This window comes from Sphingopyxis sp. C-1 (assembly GCF_001047015.1).
Classification (GTDB): domain Bacteria; phylum Pseudomonadota; class Alphaproteobacteria; order Sphingomonadales; family Sphingomonadaceae; genus Sphingopyxis.
Map to the genome: position 1 here is coordinate 674,316 of NZ_BBRO01000002.1, position 22,858 is coordinate 697,173.

Sequence of the window (22,858 nt, forward strand, 5' to 3'; positions counted from 1 at the left end):
CGGCGCAGTTTCTCGAAACCCGAAACTTAGCCCGGCGGGCGAATCTTGAGGCATGTTCCCATGACCTGTATCGACGCAGAGCTTCTTTCCCGGCTCCCCATCACAGATGTGCAGAAGGTTACCTTCTATAAGCGCGACGAACTCACAACCGACCTGGTCTGTTGCGACGTCAGGGTCGCCGGAAAAGTCTGGACGTTCGATGAAGCGCTGGTTGGATGGGAATTGCTGATCGAGCACCTGAAGGGCCTTCCCGGATTCCGCTCTGGCGCGCTGTCAGCGATGTGCGATCCGCCTTTAGAAGTCTCCGAATCAGTGGCATTTGAACGGTAGTGTTCCTTCGCTCGGCCGCAGCGGCGGGAAGCCTATGTTGATCTGGACCGATTGCTACCGGTCCTCATTCCTCTCGCCCCCTGGATTCCTTCAATGGCGCAAGCGATTCGTCACTGCTCTTCAAATATGATAACCTCTGGCAGATGCTGCGTAACAACCACGAGGTTGATTATGACGGACGATTGGCGAGTGGATGACTTGGCGCTGTGCGTCAGCCGGCACGACTGCTACCCCTCCCAGGTTCGTCCCGGAGCGATTTTTACTGTCCGCGCCGTGCTCGCTAACATGCCCGACCTTGCCGGGGGGAATGCCGGGACGGCGCTGAACTTCAGAGATGTTGCGGAACTGGGGCCGCGCGCAGCCTATTGCGCGAGCCGCTTTCGCAAAATCGCGCCACATGCCCCCGACGCATTCGACTCCGAGGTGATCGAGATGCTGTGCGGCTTGCGGCGAGCTTCTCGCTGAACGGTTGAAATTTAGCTCTCATTTTAATCGACCGAGACGATTACTGTACCCGAAAAATTGGAATTGAGCCGCCGGGACGGAGTGCATAGATGCGCCTCTGCAAATCGTTTTGCAGTGCAGCAAACAAAGGAAACACTCTCCCATGGGTATCATCGGAAGCTCGATCAAGCCGTTCAACGCCACCTCATACTACCAGGGCAAGTTCGTCCCCGTGACGGACGCCGACACCAAAGGCAAGTGGGCGGTTTTCTTCTTCTATCCGGCCGACTTTACCTTCGTCTGCCCGACCGAGCTCGAAGACCTCGCGGATCAGTATGCCACGCTTCAGGGCCTCGGCGTCGAGGTCTATTCGGTGTCGACCGACACGCATTTCAGCCACAAGGCCTGGCACGACAGCTCGCCCGCGATCGGGAAGATCAACTATCACATGCTCGGCGACCAGAACCACGTCCTCGCCAACAATTTCGGCGTGCTGCGTGAAGATTCGGGCCTCGCCGACCGCGCGACCTTCGTTGTCGATCCCGACGGCGTGATCCAGGTGATGGAAATCACCAGCGAAGGCGTCGGCCGCAATGCCGAGGAACTCGTCCGCAAGATCAAGGCTGCAGTCTATGTCCGCGCCAACCCCGGCCAGGTCTGCCCGGCGAAGTGGGAAGAAGGCGCCGAAACGCTGGCTCCCTCGATCGAACTCGTCGGCAAGATCTAAGCCGATTTGCGAGGACCGGGCGGGCGGCGCCCGCCCGGTCTCAGCTTTTCATAAAACAAAAGATTCTGACGCCGTTCCCCGCGGCGAACCCCTGTTTCTGTCCGAAAGGCTCTCCCCATGCCGATGCTCGACGCCAACACGACCTCCCAGCTCAAGACCTATCTCGGCAACCTTCGCCGACCGATCGAGCTGGTCGCAAGCCTCGACGCATCGCCCAAGTCGGCCGAGATGCGCAGCCTGGTCGAAGAGGTCGCGGCGCAGTCGGACCTCGTCACCGCGCGGTTCGACGGCGACGACGCCCGCCGCCCGTCCTTCGCGATCCGCGCCGATGAGGGCCGCGCCGAAGCCATGTTCGCGGGCCTGCCGATGGGGCATGAATTCACTTCGCTGATCCTCGCGCTCCTCCATGTCGGCGGTCATCCGCCGAAAGAAGAGGCCGAACTGCTTGACGCGGTGCGTGCGCTGGAAGGCGATTTCGTCTTCGAAACCTTCTTCTCGCTGTCATGCCAGAATTGCCCCGACGTCGTGCAGGCGCTCAACATCATGGCCGCGCTGAACCCGAACATCCGCCACACGGCGATCGACGGCGCGCTTTTTTCAGGATGAGGTCGAACGCCGCAAGGTGATGGCGGTGCCCGCCGTCTTCCTCAACGGCGAGCTTTTCGGGCAGGGCCGGATGGACCTCGCGCAGATCGTCGCGAAGCTCGACACCGGCGCCGTGGCGCGGGCGGCCGAGAAGATCGCCACCAAGGAGCCGTTCGACGTGCTCGTCGTCGGCGGCGGGCCCGGCGGCGCCGCGGCCGCCATCTATGCCGCGCGCAAGGGCATCCGCACCGGCATCGTCGCCGAACGCTTCGGCGGGCAGGTGCTCGACACGCTGGGGATCGAGAATTTCATTTCGGTCCAGCACACCGAGGGCCCGAAACTCGCCACGCAGCTCGAGGCGCATGTGAAGGATTATGACGTCGACGTCATGAACGTTCAGGAAGCCGCCGAGCTCATCCCCGGCGGCGCGCACGGCCTCCACGAAGTGAAGCTCAAGAGCGGCGCGAGCGTGAAGGGCAAGACCGTGATCCTGTCGACCGGCGCGCGCTGGCGCCAAATGGGCGTCCCGGGCGAAGCCGAATATCGCAACAAGGGCGTCGCCTATTGCCCGCACTGCGACGGCCCGCTGTTCAAGGGCAAGCGCGTCGCGGTGATCGGTGGGGGCAATTCGGGCGTTGAGGCGGCGATCGATCTCGCCGGGCTCGCCGCGCATGTGACGCTGATCGAGTTCGATAGCCAGCTTCGCGCCGACGCGGTGCTCCAGACAAAGCTACGCAGCCTGGCCAATGTCACGATCATTACGTCAGCGCTCACCACCGAGGTGCTCGGCAATGGTGAGAAGGTGGTTGGCCTGCGTTATCGCGACCGCAACAAGGATGAGGAACATCTTGTCGAACTCGAAGGCATCTTCGTCCAGATCGGCCTCATTCCGAACACGGAATGGCTGGGCAGCGCCGTGGCGCTCAGCGACCGCGGCGAGATCGAGGTAGACGCGCGCGGCGCGACAAGCCAGCCCGGTATATTTGCTGCGGGCGACGTGACGACCGTGCCGTACAAGCAGATCGTCATCGCGATGGGCGAAGGATCAAAGGCGTCGCTCTCTGCGTTCGATCACCTAATCCGCTCCTCGGCTTGATGTGACTGGGCCGATAATTTCTCCGCTGAAGTCGGAACTACAGAATCCAAATGCAGCCGTTTTTGGCCGATTGCGGACCGCCAGCTTTCGGGTTGAAACCGACAAAAGCAGACGTTGAATGGTTCGCACCTAGCCCCGCAAGAAGGTCCATCGGGTCGCACCGCTCTGCAACACCATTCGCCCACCGCCAATTTGAACGTCATATTGCTCCGACGTCTGCGCGAGCTTCGAACCACCTTGGCGGCCACAGCTTGATTCAAAGCTTTCCGTGCCATTTTCGACCGCGAAAATTGTCTTGCCACCCTCTTGACTGACGCGCCCATGTTTCACTTGCGTCGTCGTCATCGAGCAGCCTTCCTTTTCGGCATGGCGTTTGGCGATCTTCCACGTAAAACGTCCGTCCTTCCCGATTTCAAGCGTCATGGAACGCGCCACCCGCATCGACGCCGGTTCGGTCACGATCGTGGTGCGCGTAGGCGAACCATAGCCGGCGGTGCCGCCCAGGCTGGTGCCATAGGACACGCCGACGTTGGGTTGGAGTTTGATGCGCGGGACAAGTACCAGCTCTTTGCCGCTGCTGGATTGCGTCCAGACACCTGCGGCGCTTGCCGGAATTGCCTCAGCATGGAGCACCGAGGTCGCGGCGATCGCAGTTACGGCGGTAAAAATGGCCAAATTCTTCATAAAAAAACCTCGCTTTGTAACCGATTTTCTCGCGAGCCTTAGCCCGTCGTCGACCCCGGCGGCTCAGTATATCTCGTGCCAGTTTTCGACATCCGACGAGCTGTTCGCCAGTCCAAGGCAGATCAGGCCGGGCCGACTGACAGAAGACCCGCCCCGCTCCAGCCGATATTCAAGCCGGCGGCACTGAAAGCCGTCGACCCGCTCTTCCGACATCAAGGTCAACGTCCCCTTAGAGGCTCTACCCTGCCAGCGGTGGATGTGGCCGATCGGCCAGCTTCCCGCGCGCTTGGCACGTTCATTATATCGTCCGCTGAACTCGTCGAACGGGAAGGTCGGGCGGCCATCGAGTTCGATTCCGCCTTCGCAGTCGTTGCAGCTCACTTCACCGAACTTGTTATACTCGGCCTTCTTCGCTTCAACGTGGGGTGGCGTCTTGAGGCTGTCGATGTAACGTGCTTTTGGCGCGGGCGCTTCGGGAACGGGCTGAACCGACGCCGGCTCCTGCGAAGTCTCAACAGGGACAGGTGCCTCGTCATTCGAGCTCTCATCCTGTCGGGGTTTTGCCGATCCATTGATTATGTCGCCGGCGAGCTTTTCCGCGTTCTGCTCTACCTTCTCCGCAGCGCGATCGGCGAGCCGCTTCAGAAAACCTTGGGCATGCGCGCCTTCGGCCGAAGCTAGCAGAACCGAGGCGGCAAGCGCCGCGCACAAGATGCGTTGCATGATGATCTCCGGAAATTTCGATTGGAAAAGGTCAGCCGAAATCAGCTGTCAGCGTGGCGGTCAGCCGGCGCGGAAGGTTGTAGAGGTAGATACCCGAGGACCCGTTCGCCCAGCCATATTTGTTGCCGATGTTCGCGACCTGCACACGCAAGGTTGCGGGCGCTTTGCCGAGCTTGAACCGGTAGCGGCCCCCGACCGACGCTATGGCACGCGCCGGGATAACAAGCTTGCCGTCGGCGCTTGCGACCCGGTCCGACGTGCTTTCGACGACGAGGTCGACCGAGACGGCGGGCGCGAAGGTCGGCCGATAATCAAGTACCGCGGTCGAAAGCCGGCCGAAGCTCGCGAGCGGTTTCCGGCCGACCAGCCCGCTATCGACGGCGTCGCCCGACAGCCTGGCGTCGATCAGCGCCGTCCCGGCGATTGCGGTCAGGCCCGGAGCGATCTGGCCCGAAAGCGAGAATTCGGCGCCGCGATGGCGCACGTCGCCGAGTTGGCGGAACAGCCTTGCATTGTCGAGCGAATAGAAAGGCTTAGTAACTTCGAACACCCCCGCGACCAGACGGATCCCGGGGACGATCGACCAGCGAAGGCCGGCGTCGACTTGGCGCGTTCGGATTGCCGGCGGCGCTTCGTCGCGGTTGACCGCATGACCGGGGGCGACGGGGCTCTCCTCCAGCCCTTCGGTGTAGCTGCCGTAAAAGGCGAGCGACGGCGAAGCGTAGAGGGCGGCGGTCGCGTTCAGCAGCAGCGGCGCATCCTTCGTCGTGATCACGGGCAGGTCGGGGCCGAACACGCGCTTGCTATAGTCGGTCTTCTGCACGCCGATGCTCACTTCGCCGACGTCCTTCCAACGTCCCTCATAGGCGATGCCCGCGGTCCACTGCCGGACGGTATCGCGCGTCTGCGGACCAAAATTTGAAACGGGCTCGGGGAAGTCGACGGGATCTTCGATCGGATGGTTGCCGACAAAGATTTCACTGCTGCCGCCATAGACGCGTGCCCGGTCGCGACCCTTGATCGAAAAGTGGAGCGTGTGGAGCCGCGGCCCGTCGGCGAAGCGGCGCGACAGCCGCACCTCGCCGCTCGTCGAGGCCGAACGGCGCCCGGGTTCCGCGATGACAACCTCATCGGCGGTCCCGTCAGGTCGAACATTAAGAAACAGCTGGGTGTGCGAGCGGTCAAGATCGAGGATCGAACGAAATGCGCCGGCCTTCAGCGTCCAGCCTCCGCTTTTCAACGTGGTGGCCAGACCCGCGGTGATCGTTTCGCCGTCGTTGGCCGCCCATTTCTGTCCGATTCGCTTCACGCGCTCGAGCCGCGGCGGCAGAAAGTCTCCAGCGGTCAGCAGCAACGGCGGGAGTTCCTCGTCGGCGATCCCGACGCGGCTCCAAAAAGGCATGATTTCGACGCCGTCGACCGGTTCCCACCGTGCAATCAGCGCAGCCGTGCGAAATTCGGCCGCACCGCCGGTGTGATTGCGGTCGGACACCAGTCCATAGCCCGCGCCGATCGACAGCCGGTCGGTGACCGGCACTTGCGCGTCGAGTTCGAGAACCTTCGATCCGAACGGCCCGAGGCGCCCGCTGACGCTGAGCAGCCTTTTCGCGCTGGGTTGGCGCAGCTCATATTCGGCGATTCCGGTGGGCGCCGGAAAGGGATACCCTTGCGCCGACAGGCCGACGCGCATCTGCAAGCCTCCGATCAGCCGATCGGAAAAGGCCGCTTGCTGGTCAATGTAGAGCCCGTCGAGGCGGATGTTTCCCGCCTCCGCGGCCGAAAAGCCCCGGACATAGTTCGGGTTATAGATGCCGATCTGCTCGCCGCCGATCGAGGTACCGAAAGCATCCTCGGCGCTGGTCGTCGCATTGTCGTCGGTGCGCTGGGCCAAGGACGTGGCCGGTGCGGCGGCAAGCGCGAGCCCGAGCGTCGTCAGGATCAAGCGGCTCATCAATTTGTCTCCTTCATGCGGCGTTGCACATCTACCCAATCGGTCATGAACATCGCCGCGGCGAGACGAGCGGCGGGGCGCTCGGGGCTCAGCCGGTCGCTGCGCAGGTCGTCATTTTCGTGCGAATAGCTCGACATGTGGGCGAGCAGCGGATGGACGCCCGCAGCGCCCGGCTGATACCAGCTTCGGTCGTGCTGCAGTTGCAGCGCAAGCGGCCGCGGACCCCAGGCATATTCCGAATTGGGATCATACTCGGGGAGCCGGTCGGCGACATACACACCGAAGGCGGACCCGGTTCGCACCTGAAAGCTTTGGTGCTGCACGCCCTCGGCTTGCACCTGTCGGCGCGCCATCATGTCATAGGGATTGAGGAAGACGCTAAGCACCGCGCCCTCTTCCGATGGAGTGAGATAACGTCCGTCGCGCTGGATCGTGTCAGGGTCGCCATCGATCACGCTTTTGGCCCGGATAGTGAAGGTCGCGCCGACCAACCGGACGCCATCGAGTGTCGGCACGACCGAGATGTTGATGTCGGCGTGCAGGCTGGTGCCGCGCACGTCGCGGAGCGAGGGTTGCTGCATCAGCGCATTGAAGGCGACCATCGCGCGCCGGCGCAGCAGGTCGATCTCGGCGATCGGTATCTTCGCGAGATTCCGGGGCTGATGGACGTGGACGTCGGGCGTCTTCGAATACCAGCCGGGCAGACCAGCCCCGGGATGCGGCGTTGCAGCCGCCCAACGCTCCATCAGTTTCTTCGGTGCCCGGCTGTCGCCCGCCGCGGCATGCGCTGCGGGAATGGCGGGCGCTACGGCGAGCAGCCCGAGAAGGGCCAGTTTCAGGAAGGAAGATTTCATCGATCGAACTTTCTTGATGTTTCGAGGCTTAGCCGGGCAGGCCCAGCGCGCCGCCGATGACGCCGCGCAACAGACCGCGTTTCTTTTTGGGTTTCCCTTCGCTCGCCGGGGCGTCGCTTTCGCCGTCGCCTCCGCTCATCAGCGACGCGAGATCGACGCCGAGCATGCCCATATGCGTGGCCTTGGTGCGCAGCTTGACGCCCCAGCCTAGCGGCGCTTCGCGCGGCGATCCGTAATTGGCCTCGGGTCCATAGGCGGTCATCATCAGCATCGCCGATTCCGACGCTTTGCCCACCGCCGAAGGGACGATGCATTCACTGGTCGCGGGCGCGAGGAGGATGCGTTGCTGGACGAGCCGCGCGATGTCGGATTGTTCGAGATAGTCGGGCAGCGCCATGCCGGGCATGCGCACCGCGCTCGACGTCCACATCACGATCGTGCCATCCTCGCGCGCGCCCGTCACAGTCATGATGTAGCCGCGGGCATTGGCGAGCGCGGGCCAGCTGACCTTGACCGCGCCCGACGCGAGGTTGGCACTTTGCGGCGCGAGCGGCGCAAGGAAGTCGTTGCCGCCGGCGACGGCGAAGCGCATCTCGGGCGAGTAATTGCCCTGCACGACATGATCGCCGACGAGCGAGGCGTCGCGTGGGACGCGAGTGCCATTCTTGCCCCCTGGCCACTCGCCATAGGTCGCATGGCGCCCCGCCGACGGCGGTACCATTGCCTTCACATTGGGAATCGCGCCAAAGGGTGATGCGGCGCCGGGTCTCATCGTCGCAAGGTCGATGACCACCGGCTGTCCCGAGGGAGCGGTTTCGCCGCAGCCCCAATATAGCTCGATCCGTCCTTTGGGCTTGTCCGGCGTTCCGGGCCGGTAATCGGGGTTGGCGTCGGTTTTGGGCACGCCCTTGCCCGGCGAGACCAGCGGAAGGCGCTCGCCGGCGCGCAGCCCCTGCGGCGGCAGATGCTCGGCGTTGGGAGCCGTGTTGCTCCGCCCCGAGCCGAGCTGGAGCGAGAGATTCTTCGCGACGCCCGCGGGCTGACCAGTTGCCATGCCCGAAACGGTTTCGGCCGACAGCCAATAGACGGCCTCGATCTTCGGTTTGGGCGCCTGCTGCGCGAAGGCAGCGGTCGCGGCGATGGCGAGCGCGCCGAGCGCGGCGCCGCGGGTCAGTGTCTTTTTCATGATGGCCTTCTCCCGATCGTCAGGGCTGTTAGGATGTCGGCAGAATCGGCGGCGAGACGTGGAGCCGCAGTCCCGGGTGATCGATGACGAAGCGCCGGTCGGCGAACATATCGATCCCGAGGATCACCGCGGGCTGTTCGGGGGCGAACCCCAGCACCTTGAAGATCGAAAGGTCGGCGACGCGCACCTTGCGGCCCGCAACCATCGCATCGCCGATCATGAGCGCGTCGATCGGCGCTTCGACGCTCGGCATGGCATGGTTGGTCGCGCCCTTGATGTCCGACGCCTTGGCGAGACCGGGGCTGTCGGGGGTGAGCCCGATCGCCTTCGCCGCCGCCCAATTGATGATCGTCCCGCGCGCGCCGGTGTCGAGAATGGCGGGGACTTCGACGCCGTTGAGACGGATCGTCAGGCGCGGTGCGCGCATATCGTCGAGGACGAAGGGCACCGACGCGGAAAGTCCCTCGAGCATCCCGGCTTCAAGTTTCGGCGTCATCCGCCAAAGGCCACCGGGCATATCCAGCTCGACCGTAAAGTCGGCGATGATATCCGCGCCCAATATCCCGTCGACGCCGAGATGGTCGGTCGGCCCGGGGGGTAGAAGCATGAGCTCGGGAGAGTTGAACACGTGCCCGGCGACTGCAACCTGCCTGACGACTGTCGTTTCGACATCGCTTCTTCCTGCGGCTCCATTGAGCGGAGTGTCCGAAAGCTTGGCGACGAGGCCGGGCATCTCTGCCCGCAGCTTCGGCATGATCGTCGTGCTGCTTGCGGCCGTGTCGATGACGAAGCGTTTAGGTTCCGCGCCATCGATACTTACCCGTACGACCGGATGCCCCGAGGGTAGGACTTCAAGCGGCTGCCGTGTGTTCGACGCAGCGGCGGCAGGCGCCGCCGCTGCGCGCATGCTCGTCGGCAGCTCGGAGGGAGCCGCGCGCGCCTGCTCGGCGATGATCAGGGCGCCGAGCAGGCCGAAGGCAATCAGGCTGTGACGGTAACGGGTGAGTGCCATGAAGGAATCTCCTGGCGGCCAAGTGCCGCGAACAGGGTCCGGCTATGGCGAAGAGGGCGGGTGTTCCACGCCTGTGCGACGAAGGCCGATACTGATTCGCCGGAGTCGATTGCCGCGCGACGAAGGCCGACGCCAGTGCGACGAGGCAGGACGCCAACCGCGCACCCTTCCTTTATGCTCGGCGCGAACTACACATTGGAATTGCCATGCCGCTGAAGCCCGAACACCGCCAGACCATCTCTCTGGTTGCCGCGACCTGGATCCTGTCCGGGGTACTCTACATCATCCCCTATCACCTGTTCAGCGGTGCAGGCATCTATGTCACCGTCTCGGTCATCAACATCTGCGTGATGGGCGCGCTGCTGTCGGGCGGCGTCTATTGGGCGGTCCGGGCCACGCGCCGCCGCAATACCGTCGTCCGCCTCGCCGCGATGGGCGCGGCGGTGATCCTCGCGTCGGGGTCGCTGGCGCTGATCGACGCTTCGACCGGCGAATGGATCGGGCGGCTCGTCGTATCACCGCAACAATCCGCGCCGTTCGCGCTGCGCGCGACGAACAATTTCATCGCGCTCGTCTGGCAGTTCGCCTTGCTCGGCGCCGCCTTCACCGTGATCGAGGCGAACAAGCTGACGCGTGAGCGCGAACTGGAGCTTGCCGTGGCTCGCGAAGCAGCGAGCCGCGCCGAGGCCGCCGCAAGCGCTGCCAGCCTCGCGGCGCTGCGTTACCAGCTCAACCCGCATTTCCTGTTCAACACGCTCAATGCGATCTCGTCGCTGATTGTCACGAAGGAATATCGCACCGCCGATGCGATGCTTGCCAAGCTGTCCGAGTTCCTGCGCGCGACCTTGTCGTCGCAGCCCGATGCCTTGCTACCGCTCGAGGACGAGCTCGCGACGCTGCAACATTATCTCGAGATCGAGAGCGTACGCTTCGGCGAGCGGCTCGCGGTCGAATTTGTCTGCCCGCCCGCGCTTAACAGCGCGCTGGTGCCAGGTTTCCTCCTCCAGCCGTTGATCGAGAATGCGATCAAATATGCGCTCGCACCATCCGCGGTGCCGGTGACGATCAAGGTCGAAGCGTCGAGCGACGCCGACATGCTGCTCGTCTCGGTCGAGGACGATGGCGCCGGACAGGAAAAGGATGCACGGCCCGGCACCGGCGTCGGTATCGCCAACGTCCGCCAGCGGCTCGAAACGCTCTATGGTGCGAAGGGCAGCCTCGAAACGCTGAAACGCGAACGCGGCTTTCTTGCGATCGCGCGACTGCCGCTCGAACGGCGCAACGAGTTAGCGGCATGAGCACGCTGCACGTCCTGCTCGTCGACGACGAGCCGCTTGCGCTGCGGCGTCTTGAAACGCTGTTCGGAGACATCGACGATGTCGAGGTCGTCGGCACGGCTTCGACCGGCGAAGAGGCAGAAGACCGGATTGCCAAGCTCAGGCCCGACCTCGTGATGCTCGACATCTCGATGCCCCAGAAAAGCGGCATCCGCGTTGCCGCCGATCTCGTCGCCGATCCGCGCCCCGAAATCATCTTCGTCACCGCCTTCGAACAATATGCGCCCGATGCGTTCGAGGTCGATGCCGCCGACTATCTGCTTAAACCCGTGCGATTCGACCGGCTCCGCCAGGCAGTCGAACGGGCGCGGCGGCGGCGGGCGATGCGCGACGCGGCCGACCGTATAGCGAACGCTTCGCCAGCGGACGCGCGGGAAGAGGCCATCTGGGTCCAGGTCGCGAGCGGCAACCTCCGCCTCCCCGTGGCGCAGATCGAATGGGTCGAGGCCGCCCGCGACTATGTGCTGCTCCACACTGCTACGCGCAGCTACATCCACCGTATTTCGATGACGGCGCTGGAGCAGTTGCTTGACCCCGCGCAGATCATGCGTGTCCATCGATCAACCTTCATCCGGCCCGCGCTCGTGAAAGCGGTGCAGCGGCTCGGCAAGGGGCTCATCGCACTCGAAATGGAAGATGGAGCGGTCGTTCAGGTCGGGCCGAGCTATGTCCGCGCCGTGCTCGAGAGGCTCGGCCTCGCCTGACATTTTCGTCGCGTCGGCGTCCGCTTTGGTCGATGCCACGGCGGTCATGTCGCACGATCATCCGGTTTCGAAGCAAGCCCAGGGCGTCGATATCGACGCTCCCGTAGCGTGCCAGTTGCGGCATCGAGCCGCGAGCAGAGATGGCCGGTTCGTCCCACGCCACCCCGGCAAGGGCCGGCCTCTCTGCTCAGCCTCACGATGATGGAGTCCAAGATGAGCAAACTCCCCTTCCTCGCCGCTGCGATCGCGCTCGGCATGCCGATGCCCGTATTGGCGAAGGCTGAAGCCAAGCCCGAAGCCCATGCCAAGGCCGAAGCCAAGCCGGAGGCCCGCGCGAAAGCCGAAGCAAAGCCCGAGGCGCGCGCCAAGGCCGAGGCCAAGCCCGAAGCCCGCGCAAAAGCCGAGGCAAAACCGGAAGGCTGATCGCGTCGGCAGCGGAGCGCCGACGAGCCCCCTCCCGGCACTCCGCCACGCCTGCCGCCGCGCAACCCCAGAAGAAATTTGATGCGAGCAGCTTCGCAGCTCCCTGCGGCCCGAAACGCGCAGCAGCATCCAGAGGATTTTCCCATGACGATCATGCGCACCTTGCCGGCCCTTGCGATCGGATTGACGCTGTCGGGTGCGGCCGCCCCGGTGGCAGCCGCAGCGGCCGCCCAATGCACGGCTGGCTGGGCGGGAACGGTGGAATATTCGCGTCACCAGGCGAGCAGCGACTCCAAAACAGTCAAGCGGGTTTCGGGCAAGGGCACCGAGACGACCAACAGCTCGATCAACGACGACTATGTCGCGCATGTCGCGGTCCGGCCGGCGCCCGATGGCGAATACAGCCTCGGCACGGCGAATATAAATCTCAACGCGACGGCGACCGAAACCATAAACTCCAACGACCAGATGATCTGTCCGCACGAGCGTACGATGCGCCAGATGTCGGGGCAGTTTGTGAGCAAGAGCGAGCGACGCGGTAACGCAAGCGGCCTCGAGGCGGGCGTGGACATCACGACCGATAGCGACGGCACCTATAGCGTCAGCGTCCGGCTGCCCGAGTTCCAAGGCACCGCCTCGGGATCGAATTCGGCAAGCTTCAGTGGCCAGTGCAAATCGAAGGAGGCCACGAACCAGAAGATTGCAGACATGCCCACCACGATCGACGCGATGCGCTTCTCGAGCAGCGGCGAAGACCGGATGCAGCCATCCGATCCCAACCGCCTGACAGGCGCGCACTCGGTTACCTCCTATGGTGTGACCGAGTCGCTGCGCTGGAACCTGCGTCGCTGCGGTGGCGATCTGCGCCTCGTCGATGTGAAGTTCGAGGACATGCGCTTTCCCACCTGGGACGCCTGGAAAGAGATCGTCGAGCAGGTTGGCACGATCGATGGCAATATCGTGCGCCTGACAGCAGTCGTCGCAAACGACAGCCCCGACGAGAAATCGGCGACGGTGAAGTTCCGTGACACCTACAAGGGCGACAAATGGGACGGCGCCAAGCCCGACGGCCTGCTCGGCGAAGTCTCGGTCACCGTGCCGGCAGGCCAGCAGCGCGAAGTGCAGTTCAAGTGGGACAGCTCGGGCTATGCCTGGTTCGACGACGGCCGGCCGCGGCTCATGCAGCGTATCAAGGCCGAGGTCGAGGACAAGGGGAAGAAGGTCGACGACATGACGCGCAATCTGAAAGTTTCGCCGAAACCGCTCGTGCTCGTTCACGGCCTCTGGTCCAACTGGCGCGCGTGGGAGCCTTGGCAGAATATCCTGACCACCAGCCACAGCTTTGACTGGAAGGCCTTTCCCGTCGGCGAGAAACCGGAACATGGGCGGATGAACACCGGCGATGAGATGGGCAACTTCGGTCCCACCAACACGATCGCCCAAAATGCCGTCGAGCTCGGCAATTATGTCCGCTACGCGCAAAAGGACCGCAATGCGTGGCATGTCGACCTTGTCGCGCACTCGATGGGCGGCCTGATCAGCCGGCGCTATATCCACGCGACGATGCCAACCTATCCCGACGGCAAGCCCCAGATATCGCACCTGGTGATGCTCGGAACACCCAACAGGGGGAGCAGCTGCGCCGACCTGATGAGCATCCCGCTGGAGCTCGCCGGGAGACCGATGGAGGCCCTGCGCGAACTGCGGCCGATCAATGTGATGAAGTTCAACGCGGAGACCGTCGATCGCAAGGGCGTCCTCTTCTCGGTTCTTGCCGGCAACCCCCTGCCCCCCGTGTGCCGGATGCTCACACGGAGCGATGGCGTGGTCGCCGAGCCATCGGCGAAGTGGATGATCGCGGACAATGAAACGCAGGCCGTTCTGCACACGAGCATGACCGAGACCGGCCCCTTCTCTACGTTCGTGATGCCGCGCATTGCGCTCGGCCCCGGCGAACAGTCGGGGAGCGCGTCGAAATCCGCAGCGACCGCTGGAAGCGCTCGGGCACCGGCGCGCCTCATGCTGCTCGGCGTCGAGGGGCCGGAAGATGAGAGCGGATCAACCACGCCCGACTTTTCGAAGATTCTCCTCATCGCGCCCGGTCAGACGCTGACCATCACGATCCCTGTCGAAGAAGCGAGCAATTTCGGCATGACTTTCCTAGCCGCGAACAGCGTGTCCGCGACGCTGATCGATGACAAAGGCCAAGTCGTCGCCAGCAACAGGAGCGACACTCCGGAGGCGAACCAGATCTTCCGTTCAATCTTCATCGACCGCGCAACCACTAAGGGAAGCTGGAAACTGACACTCGAAAGCAAGGACCGCGCCGATCGCGAGATCATCCTCTCCACCTGGTCGAACGCCATCCGATAGAGGCTCTAATGGCCGCTTTCAGACCGGCGGCTTTCGGGCGTGGATCCAAGATAGCTGACGATCGCCAGGCTCTCGTACGGACGGCATGAAACGTCCGCTTGCTTTCATATCAGTTGATCTCATGTCTCGATGGATATCTGTCCAGGGTCAGTCGATACGGTGGATTTGGTGGATTGAAGCAGTGCCACTTGGTCCTGTTTGGCAGCCGGTGTCCTCAACGAGAGGAACACGACTACCGCCGTAGCTAGCGTGACGGTGGCGAGGCACAGCGTGAGCGTGCCGAACGCATCACTGTAGCCGGCGAGCAATGTCGACGGCGACAGCTGTGGAGCGAGCGCGGAGGCACCCGTCAGATCGCCCGCCGCAAGCCGCTGTGCGATGGCAGAAGAACTCGTGCTCTGCGGTACGAGCTCTGAGACGTGCGATTGCGCCAGGGCGTTGAGAAGAGCCGTGACCAGCGCCAGCGCAATGCCCTCGCCGGCGACGCGAACGGTCCCGAAGATGCCTGCAGCCATACCAACTCGTTCCTTTGGCACTACGCTGACCGCGAGCCCGTCCATCAGTCCCCACGGGAAGCTGATGCCAACGCCGATGACAAGGAGGGCCGGTGCGATTGCGGCGATCCCGGCACGAATCGGAATTTGACCAAGCCAAAAGAGGCCCACACTGGCGATCAAGAGGCCGAAGCCGCAGAGTATCGCTGGTGACAGCCAGCGGGCCAGCGATCCCGCGAGCAGCGGCAGGACGAGCAGCGGCGCCGACATGGCGAGCATGGTCCGGCCTGCTTCCGGGGCGGACATTCCATCAATTCCGACGAGGCGGATCGGCAGCAGGATCAGAAGCACTACGAAGCCGTAGGCGGGAGCTGCCGCGAGAAGTTGAACACCAACAAACTGCCGATAGCGAAACAGGCCGAGGTCCAGCATCGGCCGGGCAACACGGGTCTCGATCACAGCGAACGCGATAAACAGCGCGAGAGCCAACCCCATCGATAGTCTCCTGGATTGGATCAGGTAGTTGGCGCCGCGGCGCGCGCGGTTGAAAGCGCGATGGCCCACCAGTGCAGCTCGTCCAGCATCAGTTCGGCGTTCGGCCCGATGTAGGGAAGGCTCGCAATATCGCGGCCGTTCTGGAGCGCGTCGAAGAAATCGCCGCCTTGGATGTGCACGCCGTTGCGGGTTGGCGCCATCTGCAGTTCAACCATGACCAGCCGCAACTGCTCGCACGCGCGCGCGCCGCCAACGCTGCCATATCCGAGGCAGGCGCCCGGCTTGCGCGCCCATTCGGGATAGGCGTAGTCGAGCGCGTTCTTCAGGACCCCGGAGATACCGTGGTTATATTCGGCGGTGACAAAGATGTAGCCGTCGAACCCGCCGACCTTTTCCTGCCAGCGCTGCGCCACCTCGTTCGCCGAGGGGACATAGGCGTTCGATGCCGGCTCGTCGAAAAAGGGCATCGGATAGTCGCGCAGATCGACCAATTCGACATCCATGTCACCGCGCGCCACCGCAAGATCGTGGATCCATTGGGCCGGCTTGTCGGCAAAGCGCGTAGCGCGCGTCGTGCTCATAATGATTGCAATCCGGGGCTTCCCCATGTCGCTCACTCCTTCCAGAATGTTCAGCCGAAGCTAAAATCGCTTAGGTCGATGGAAACCATCAGCGGGTCGAAGCGCACGCTGAGGTCGTCATTGCGCTGATAGGCCCGACGACGGGTCGGCAGCTTGATCCCGTCGACATCGACATAATCGGACAAGAGATGGGCACCGGCGAAGCCACCCGCGATGTCGACATGATAGTCGTGGCGGCGCAACAGGCCGTCGGCGCCGAAATAGAAGTCCTGAGCAATGCTATGGGTCGCGATCCGATCGGGAAAGATGGCCCGCAAGCCGCGCCAGGTTTCACCCTCGGACTCGATCGCCGCGATTTCCTCAATCGCGAAATCGGGATCGGCGAGAATGAACGGCGCGTTGAAATAGGTCCACAGCGCATAACCGTTGAAATAGGCGCGGTGGAGCGGATCCCATGGCGTCGTCATGCCATGCCCCGCGAATGCCGCGCGCGGCTCGAGCCGCTCAGCGATGACCGCTCCGCTGCGATCCTCGATCGCAATGCGATCGGGGGTAAAGACCGACGTCCAGTCGGAATTGCCGTAAGGATTGAGCGTCGCCCATTCGCGGCGGAGATCGACGGTACTGCGGCGCGGATCGGAATCCTGAACGACATCCTTCATCGCCCAGAATTCACCGCCGGTGATGATCGTCGCCGACAGCGAGTCGAAGCGCCGCCAGCGATCGACACCGCCATGCGCGTCGAGCGCCTCGGCGAGCTGCGGATGCACCGTCATTGTCCCGCATTCCGCTGAACATTCGCCTCGCCGGTATATTTGGCGAGATTGGTTTCGACGTCGGCGTTCGTCTGAAGCCCCGCCTTCAGCAAGCCACCGATCAGTTCCTGCGCCGCCGGGCGCTGGACCGATTCAAGAAAGGCCGCCCATTCGGCGCCAATCGCTTCGTCGGGCGGCAGGCTCGCCTCGTTCACCAGCGCCTTGATCTGCCCGATCGACTGTTTGTCGAACGAAGCAATGCGGCGCGCGAGCGTGTCAACGAAGCCGTCGAGCTCGGCGTCGGGGAGCGCGCGGTTCACATAGCCATAGCGTTCGGCGAGTTCGCCGCCGATGTCGTTGCCGCTGAGCAGTATTTCGAGCGCGCGGCCGCGGCCGACGAGACGCGGAAGCCGCGCCATCGGACCCCCGCCCGGCGCGAAGCCGGCGCCGATCTCGAACTGCGAGAGGATCGCTTTTTCCCGGCTGGCAAAACGCATGTCGCTCGCCAACGACAATTCGCTGCCGACTCCGGTGGCGCGCCCGCGGATCGACACGATCGATACGACGGGCGCCTTGCTAAGCCGGACGAGCATGTCGGGGAGCTGGGGCAGGCCGGTCGGTCCGGGCGGCATGCTCGTCGTCTGGTCGAGCGGAACCGTGAAATCATAATGCGTCAGGAAGAAGCCGGGGATCGCGCTGTCGAATACGACGACCTTTAGCGCGGGATCGGTTTCGATCGCGGTGATGACGCGGTTCAGCGGCGCCATCGAATCCGGGCCGTAGATGTTGAAGGGCGGCTTGTCGATCGTGACCCGCCAATAGGCCGGTGTAACCTTGGTGATCCGAAACTGCTCGCTCTCGGCTGCCGGCGCCGCTGCGGCGACTTTGGGTTTCGCTTCGGCCGCGCCCGTGACCGCGAGCGACGCCAGCGCGAAAGCCGCGGAAATTTTCCCTGCAATCATCATAATCCATCCTTCCCGAAACTGGTGGGTTCGGATGGATAGATGGACGGCCGCCGGACGCGCCAAATTGGACCTTGGTATCAAGGACCGGCGCCGGACAGCGATCCGATACCAAGGTCTATGAATACCATCGGACAATGGCCGCCCACGCCCCCCACGCCACATCCAAGCCGATCGGAAAACCGATCGGTGGACAGAGGGCTCGTTCGTGACATTTTCCGCCAGACAGATGGTTGCACCGCTTCTGATAGCATCGTCGATCACTGCAGCCGCACAGGCGCAGGAAATCGACGACGAAACGGCGGTTGCGCCCGCGATGGCAGGCGACATGCTGGGCCTTCGCCCTCGCCTCGCCGATGCGGGGGTCGAGCTTACCGGCCATTATGTTGCCGAGACCGCCTGGAATTTTCGCGGCGGTCAACGGCCGGATGTGACCGAGACCGGCGAGTTCGGCGTCCGGCTCCGGTTCGACATGCAGCGGATTGCGGGTACGGACGGCAGCTTTCAGGCGACGATTACCTACCGCCACGGTCCGCAGCTCGATGCGAAGGCGGGGCTCGGCACGCTTCAGGAAGTACAGGAGATCTACGGCCGTGGCCGGACCTGGCGCCTGACGCAATTCTGGTACGAGCAGCGCTTTGCGAACGGCGCCATCGCAGTGAAGGCCGGCCGAACGGCACCGAGCGAAGACTTCTCCGCCTTTTCCTGCTCTTTCCAGAACCTCAGCTTCTGCGGCTCACAGCCGGGCAATATCGTCACCGACTATTGGTACAACTGGCCCGTCAGCCAATGGGGGCTACGGCTGCGGGCGGCGCATCGCGGTGCCTACGCACAGATCGGCATCTATGAGGAAAATCCTCGCAACCTCGACAAGAGCTTCACCATCGGGCGTTTCAAAGGCGCAACCGGCGCACTGATCCCGATCGAGCTCGGACTGACACGCGGCGGCGATGGCGGGCCGGTGGGCAGCTACAAGATCGGCGGCTGGATCAGCACCGCCGATGCGCCCGACCTGTACCTCGACGTCGACCGCGAACCCGCAATCCTGACCGGCCGCCCGCCGATGCAACGAGGATCGGCGCATGGCGTCTGGTTGGCGGTCGAGCAGCAGCTCAGCGGTCGCTCGGCGCGCGGCGCCAGCACCTCGGGCATCAGTATCTTCTTCAACGCCCTTGCCGCCGATCGCCGCACGTCGCGCATCGACAACCAGATCGTCGCCGGGCTGTTCGTGCACGACCCGCTGCCGGGCGTCGCGGGCGATATGATCGGTTTCGGTGTCGCCCGAACGCACGTCAACAATTGGATCGAGCGAGCCGAACGCCTCGCCGGAAAGCCGCCGCGCGGCGCCGAATATGTATTCGAGCTTTTCTACGGCTTCAGGCCGGTCGGCTGGCTCGACCTCCGCCCCAATGTCCAGTGGATCCACCATCCCGGCGGCCGCCGCGATGCGCGCGCGGTCGGCGTCGCGGGGCTCAAGGCGGTGCTGCGCCTCTGATTTTTCAACGAAGGAGAAAATAGCATGTCCATTTTCCATAATTTGCTCGGGAGGCGAAATTTCCTTGCCTCCGCAGCGGTCGGATCGAGCCTGATCATGCCCGTCTGGGCGCAGGCTAGCGATGCAGTGGGCGAAGCCCTGTCGGGCGCATCCGGATCGGGCGGCGCCGGCATCCGCCCGTTTAAATTCCGTGCGACCGAGGCCGCCCTTGCCGACCTCAAACGCCGTATCGCGGCATCCAAATGGCCGAGCGAGGAACTCGTCCCCGACGCGTCGCAAGGCGTGAAGCTCGCGACGATGCGCAAGCTCGCATCCTATTGGGAGAAGGAGCATGACTGGCGCAAGGGCGAGGCAAAGCTGAACGCCCATCCGCAATTCATCACCAATATCGACGGCGTCGACATCCATTTCATCCACGTCCGTTCCAAACATGCGAACGCCCTGCCCGTCATCATCACCCACGGCTGGCCGGGATCGATCATCGAACAGACGAAGGTCATCGAACCGCTGACCAACCCCACCGCGTTCGGCGGCACCGCGGCCGACGCCTTCGATGTCGTCATTCCCTCGCTTCCGGGGCACGGCTTTTCGGGCAAGCCCACCGAACTCGGCTGGGATCCGATCCGCATCGCCAAGGCATGGATCGTGCTGATGAAGCGGCTCGGCTACAACCACTATGTCGCGCAGGGCGGCGACTGGGGCAATGCGGTGACCGAACAGATGGCACTGATCGCGCCGCCCGAACTCGTCGGCGTCCACACCAACATGCCGGCGACGGTTCCCGACGATATCGCCAAGGCGCTGGCGGCGGGCGGTGCGGCCCCGGAAGGGCTGACCGCCGACGAGAAATATGCCTACGACCAGCTCGACTTCTTCTACAAGCATGGCCTCGGCTATGCGCAGGAGATGGCGGGGCGGCCGCAGACGCTCTACGCACTCGAAGATTCGCCGATCGGGCTCGCCGCGTGGATGCTCGATCACGACGCGCGGAGCCAGGACCTGATCGCGCGCATTTTCGACGGCGCCGCCGAAGGGCTGTCGCGCGACGATATCCTCGACAATGTCACCCTCTATTGGCTGACCGGCACCGCCGTCTCCTCGGCGCGGCTCTACTGGGAGAGCAAGCTGCCCTTCTTCGCGCCGAAGGGCGTCAAGATTCCGATGGGCGTCAGCGCTTTTCCGGACGAGATTTACACCGCGCCGCAAAGCTGGGCGGAGAAAGCCTATCCGAAGCTGATCCACTATAACCGCTTGCCCAAGGGCGGACATTTCGCGGCATGGGAACAGCCGGCGGCGTTCACGTCGGAACTGCGCGCGACCTTCAAGTCGCTGCGCTGACCGAATTGGGAGGGACCGGATCGCCGGCCCCTCCCCTCACCTGTCCTCAGGGACGGGGGTTAGGTTCCCCGAGGTGGCGATCGAGGAAATCGAGAGTCAGGCCGGCGACTTCGCCGGCCTTTTCGTCGAGCGCAAAATGTCCTGCGTCGAGCAGGTGGATTTCGGCACCCGGAACGTCGCGTCGATACGCCTCGGCGCCCGGGACGATGAACGAGGGATCATAACGCCCCCACATCACGAGCAGCGGCGGGCGAAGCTCGCGCAGCCACGCCTGCCAGACCGGATAGGAGGCGACGTTGGTTCGATAGTCGTAAAGCAGATCGGCCTGGATCTGACGCTGTCCCGGGCGCGACAGAAAGGCATATTCGTCGGTCCAGCTGTCGGGATCATAGCGTTCCGGGTTGGGGCTGAGCCCTAAGTGTCGCTGCTTCGCTCCTTCGAGCGACATGAACTTGTCGACCTGCTCGGCGTGGGCGGCACGATCGGCCCAATAATCCGCAATCGCCGCCCATTTTACGCCGAGCCCCTCGGAATAGGCATTGGCGTTCTGGACGATGATCGCCTGCACCTTGCCGGGAGCCTTCATCGCGACGCGAAAGCCGACCGGACCGCCATAATCCTGAAGAAACAAGGTGTAGCGGTCGATCCTGAGCGCTTTCAGAAACTCCTCGGTCGTCTCGGCGAGATGATCGAAGGTGTAGGAATATCGATCGGGCGGCGGCGCATCGCTGTGACCGAACCCCGGATAGTCCGGCGCGATCAACCGGTAGCGCCCCGACAGGCGGCGAAGCAGCGGCTCGTACATCCGCGACGAGGAAGGATAGCCATGAAGAAGGACGATGACCGGCGCATCCTTCGGTCCGGCCTCGCGATAGAAGATGCCCGTGCCGTCGACCTCGACGCGCTGATAGGTCACCGGTGACGATGCGAGTGCCGCCGCCGTGAGCAAGGCTGCCGCGCTCATCGATCCACCCCGGCGGCGGCGATCGCCTCAAGCAGCTCTGCGGTGGTCAGTATCGCATGCGCATAGGTCGGTCCGTTGAGTTCGTGCGCCGCGTGCATCATCTCCTTCGAATAGGCGGCGGTCGCATCGCGAACCAGCGTGACATGATAGCCGATTTCCATCGCATAGCGCCCTGTCGATTCGACGCAGGTATTGGCGAGAAGACCGATCAGGATGACGTGCGTGATTCCGCGCTGGCGCAGCTGCTGATCGAGGTCGGTATTGGCGAAGCCGCTTTGTCCCCAATGTTCCTTGGCAACGATATCGCCGGATTCCGGGACGAAGTCGGGATGCCATTCGCCGCCCCACTCGCCGCGCGCGAAGCTGTGCCGGCTCATGATCCCGATCTGCGTCGGATTGGGATGATCCCAATCCTCGTAATCTCCGGGCTCCCAGCGGCGGTGCGGCGCGATGACGACCTGGATGCCGGCATTGCGAACGGCCGCGACGATCGCGCGCAGATTGTCGAGCAGTCCGATCTCCTCGGCGATCGGCCCGACGCGCGGCCAGGCCTTTCCACCTTCGGACAGGAAGTCGTTGTAAGGATCGATGAAAAGCAGCGCGGTCGACGCCCGCTTGTAGGTCGGCAATGCCATGACTCGTCTCCTCAGCCGCGCAGCGCGAAGCGTTCGATGCTCTCGGCAAAGAGCGGCGTTTCGCCGGCGTTGTGCGCGAGCGACATCGGCTTGCGCTGTGCCGCAAAGGCTTCGAACGGGATGCCCTGCCGATCGAGATAGGTCAGGAATTCGTCGGTCGCATGCGTCTGCACATGATTGGTGAATTCACAGCGGCCGTCGCCCATATCCTTGACGCTGAGCTCCCATTTCACATGGATCGTCGTACGGCCCGCGGGCGGGAAGATATCGGACACCGATTCCAGAACCAGATGGTCCATTTCGGCGAGCGTCTCGATATAATGCTGCACCATCAAGGTTCCGCCGATGATCTCGACGTTGATCGACATGCGCCGGCCGTCGGGCGCGGTGGTGGCGCCCGCTGCAACATGCGCGGGCGAACAGCCCTGATATTCATGTTCGGGGAGCGAAAAGGCCCAAGCGGGCAGGTCGATCTTGTCGATCGGGGCGTTGATGATCGCGGTGAAGCTGGAATCGACGATTTCGGGATTGGCCATATCTCTATCCTTTGCCGAGGGGAGCGGCATCGTCGCGCGGGCTGCCGAAGTGGTCCGCGCCGAGCCTGCAGGGCGAGATAGGGGCCGAGGCCCGGGTGCAGTATTGGACTTTGGTGTCGGCGGGCCGTCATTGCCAAGGACCGGCACGGGCGATCGATACGATGGTGTCACCAA

General features: G+C 63.6%; 22 protein-coding genes and 1 pseudogene. 10 read left to right on the forward strand and 13 right to left on the reverse strand.

The window, feature by feature from the left end; translation table 11 throughout:
* Nucleotides 1–60: 60 nt before the first annotated feature.
* From SC1_RS17750 to ahpF, 4 genes and pseudogenes are all read left to right on the forward strand, one after another.
* Nucleotides 61–330: a hypothetical protein gene (locus tag SC1_RS17750; protein WP_056369389.1), complete on the forward strand. Its 270-nt coding sequence runs from the start codon at nucleotides 61–63 to the stop codon at nucleotides 328–330.
* A 171-nt stretch (nucleotides 331–501) separates the two neighbouring features.
* Nucleotides 502–795: a hypothetical protein gene (locus tag SC1_RS17755; protein WP_056369387.1), complete on the forward strand. Its 294-nt coding sequence runs from the start codon at nucleotides 502–504 to the stop codon at nucleotides 793–795.
* A gap of 142 nt (nucleotides 796–937) precedes the next feature.
* Complete coding sequence (ahpC, locus tag SC1_RS17760) at nucleotides 938–1,501, forward strand: alkyl hydroperoxide reductase subunit C (RefSeq protein WP_062185594.1); 564 nt, start codon at nucleotides 938–940, stop codon at nucleotides 1,499–1,501.
* Nucleotides 1,502–1,624: 123 nt separating this feature from the next.
* Nucleotides 1,625–3,182: pseudogene (gene ahpF / locus SC1_RS17765) on the forward strand (alkyl hydroperoxide reductase subunit F).
* Nucleotides 3,183–3,311: 129 nt separating this feature from the next.
* Here the strand turns inward: ahpF and SC1_RS17770 are convergent.
* From SC1_RS17770 to SC1_RS17795, 6 genes are all read right to left on the reverse strand, one after another.
* A complete protein-coding gene (locus tag SC1_RS17770) occupies nucleotides 3,312–3,866 on the reverse strand; it encodes a hypothetical protein (protein WP_062185596.1) in 555 nt (184 codons plus the stop codon).
* 63 nt (nucleotides 3,867–3,929) lie between these two features.
* On the reverse strand, nucleotides 3,930–4,589 hold the full coding sequence (locus SC1_RS17775) for a hypothetical protein (RefSeq protein ID WP_062185598.1): 660 nt from the start codon (nucleotides 4,587–4,589) through the stop codon (nucleotides 3,930–3,932).
* 31 nt (nucleotides 4,590–4,620) lie between these two features.
* Nucleotides 4,621–6,540 carry a TonB-dependent receptor domain-containing protein gene (locus SC1_RS17780; RefSeq protein WP_062185600.1) on the reverse strand — a complete coding sequence of 640 codons (1,920 nt, stop codon included), beginning with the start codon at nucleotides 6,538–6,540 and terminating at the stop codon, nucleotides 4,621–4,623.
* Nucleotides 6,540–7,394 carry a hypothetical protein gene (locus SC1_RS17785; RefSeq protein ID WP_062185602.1) on the reverse strand — a complete coding sequence of 285 codons (855 nt, stop codon included), beginning with the start codon at nucleotides 7,392–7,394 and terminating at the stop codon, nucleotides 6,540–6,542. Before SC1_RS17785 ends, SC1_RS17780 begins: the two co-directional genes overlap by 1 nt.
* A gap of 28 nt (nucleotides 7,395–7,422) precedes the next feature.
* On the reverse strand, nucleotides 7,423–8,580 hold the full coding sequence (locus SC1_RS17790) for a hypothetical protein (RefSeq protein WP_062185604.1): 1,158 nt from the start codon (nucleotides 8,578–8,580) through the stop codon (nucleotides 7,423–7,425).
* A gap of 28 nt (nucleotides 8,581–8,608) precedes the next feature.
* On the reverse strand, nucleotides 8,609–9,592 hold the full coding sequence (locus tag SC1_RS17795) for an aspartyl protease family protein (RefSeq protein WP_062185606.1): 984 nt from the start codon (nucleotides 9,590–9,592) through the stop codon (nucleotides 8,609–8,611).
* A gap of 206 nt (nucleotides 9,593–9,798) precedes the next feature.
* Here SC1_RS17795 and SC1_RS17800 point away from each other — a divergent pair, with 206 nt between their 5' ends.
* The 4 genes from SC1_RS17800 (at nucleotide 9,799) to SC1_RS17815 (ending at nucleotide 14,429) form a co-directional block, all read left to right on the forward strand.
* On the forward strand, nucleotides 9,799–10,890 hold the full coding sequence (locus tag SC1_RS17800; protein WP_062185608.1) for a sensor histidine kinase: 1,092 nt from the start codon (nucleotides 9,799–9,801) through the stop codon (nucleotides 10,888–10,890).
* Nucleotides 10,887–11,633 (forward strand): LytTR family DNA-binding domain-containing protein, encoded by a 747-nt coding sequence (locus SC1_RS17805; protein ID WP_238586769.1) that lies wholly within the window; start codon nucleotides 10,887–10,889, stop codon nucleotides 11,631–11,633. Before SC1_RS17800 ends, SC1_RS17805 begins: the two co-directional genes overlap by 4 nt.
* Nucleotides 11,634–11,846: 213 nt before the next feature.
* Nucleotides 11,847–12,056 (forward strand): hypothetical protein, encoded by a 210-nt coding sequence (locus SC1_RS22590; protein ID WP_168707824.1) that lies wholly within the window; start codon nucleotides 11,847–11,849, stop codon nucleotides 12,054–12,056.
* 144 nt (nucleotides 12,057–12,200) lie between these two features.
* Nucleotides 12,201–14,429: a triacylglycerol lipase gene (locus SC1_RS17815; RefSeq protein WP_062185612.1), complete on the forward strand. Its 2,229-nt coding sequence runs from the start codon at nucleotides 12,201–12,203 to the stop codon at nucleotides 14,427–14,429.
* Nucleotides 14,430–14,548: 119 nt separating this feature from the next.
* Here the strand turns inward: SC1_RS17815 and SC1_RS17820 are convergent, their stop codons facing one another.
* The 4 genes from SC1_RS17820 to SC1_RS17835 are packed head-to-tail and all read right to left on the reverse strand — an operon-like array spanning nucleotide 14,549 to nucleotide 17,716.
* Entirely contained in the window at nucleotides 14,549–15,418 is an 870-nt protein-coding gene (locus SC1_RS17820; RefSeq protein WP_062185614.1) for an MFS transporter, read from the reverse strand.
* A 20-nt stretch (nucleotides 15,419–15,438) separates the two neighbouring features.
* Nucleotides 15,439–16,026, reverse strand: a complete 588-nt coding sequence (locus SC1_RS17825) for an NADPH-dependent FMN reductase (RefSeq protein ID WP_062186933.1) — start codon at nucleotides 16,024–16,026, stop codon at nucleotides 15,439–15,441.
* A gap of 23 nt (nucleotides 16,027–16,049) precedes the next feature.
* Nucleotides 16,050–16,775, reverse strand: a complete 726-nt coding sequence (locus tag SC1_RS17830; protein WP_202966828.1) for a hypothetical protein — start codon at nucleotides 16,773–16,775, stop codon at nucleotides 16,050–16,052.
* Nucleotides 16,772–17,716: an enoyl-CoA hydratase/isomerase family protein gene (locus tag SC1_RS17835; protein ID WP_083435979.1), complete on the reverse strand. Its 945-nt coding sequence runs from the start codon at nucleotides 17,714–17,716 to the stop codon at nucleotides 16,772–16,774. Before SC1_RS17835 ends, SC1_RS17830 begins: the two co-directional genes overlap by 4 nt.
* A 229-nt stretch (nucleotides 17,717–17,945) precedes the next feature.
* On the opposite strand from SC1_RS17835, the gene SC1_RS17840 reads away from it, so the two are divergent.
* Both SC1_RS17840 and SC1_RS17845 read left to right on the forward strand, forming a co-directional pair.
* Complete coding sequence (locus SC1_RS17840) at nucleotides 17,946–19,211, forward strand: carbohydrate porin (RefSeq protein WP_062185616.1); 1,266 nt, start codon at nucleotides 17,946–17,948, stop codon at nucleotides 19,209–19,211.
* Nucleotides 19,212–19,235: 24 nt separating this feature from the next.
* Entirely contained in the window at nucleotides 19,236–20,549 is a 1,314-nt protein-coding gene (locus tag SC1_RS17845) for an epoxide hydrolase family protein (protein WP_062185618.1), read from the forward strand.
* Between the two features lie 46 nt (nucleotides 20,550–20,595).
* On the opposite strand, the gene SC1_RS17850 is transcribed toward SC1_RS17845, so the two are convergent.
* Genes SC1_RS17850 through SC1_RS17860 form a run of 3 tightly spaced genes read right to left on the reverse strand, consistent with a single transcriptional unit; the run spans nucleotide 20,596 to nucleotide 22,684 of the window.
* Entirely contained in the window at nucleotides 20,596–21,513 is a 918-nt protein-coding gene (locus SC1_RS17850; RefSeq protein WP_062185620.1) for an alpha/beta fold hydrolase, read from the reverse strand.
* A complete protein-coding gene (locus SC1_RS17855) occupies nucleotides 21,510–22,148 on the reverse strand; it encodes an isochorismatase family cysteine hydrolase (protein WP_062185622.1) in 639 nt (212 codons plus the stop codon). Before SC1_RS17855 ends, SC1_RS17850 begins: the two co-directional genes overlap by 4 nt.
* An 11-nt stretch (nucleotides 22,149–22,159) precedes the next feature.
* Nucleotides 22,160–22,684, reverse strand: coding sequence for a hypothetical protein (locus SC1_RS17860; RefSeq protein ID WP_062185624.1), 525 nt, complete (start codon nucleotides 22,682–22,684; stop codon nucleotides 22,160–22,162).
* Nucleotides 22,685–22,858: the final 174 nt, after the last annotated feature.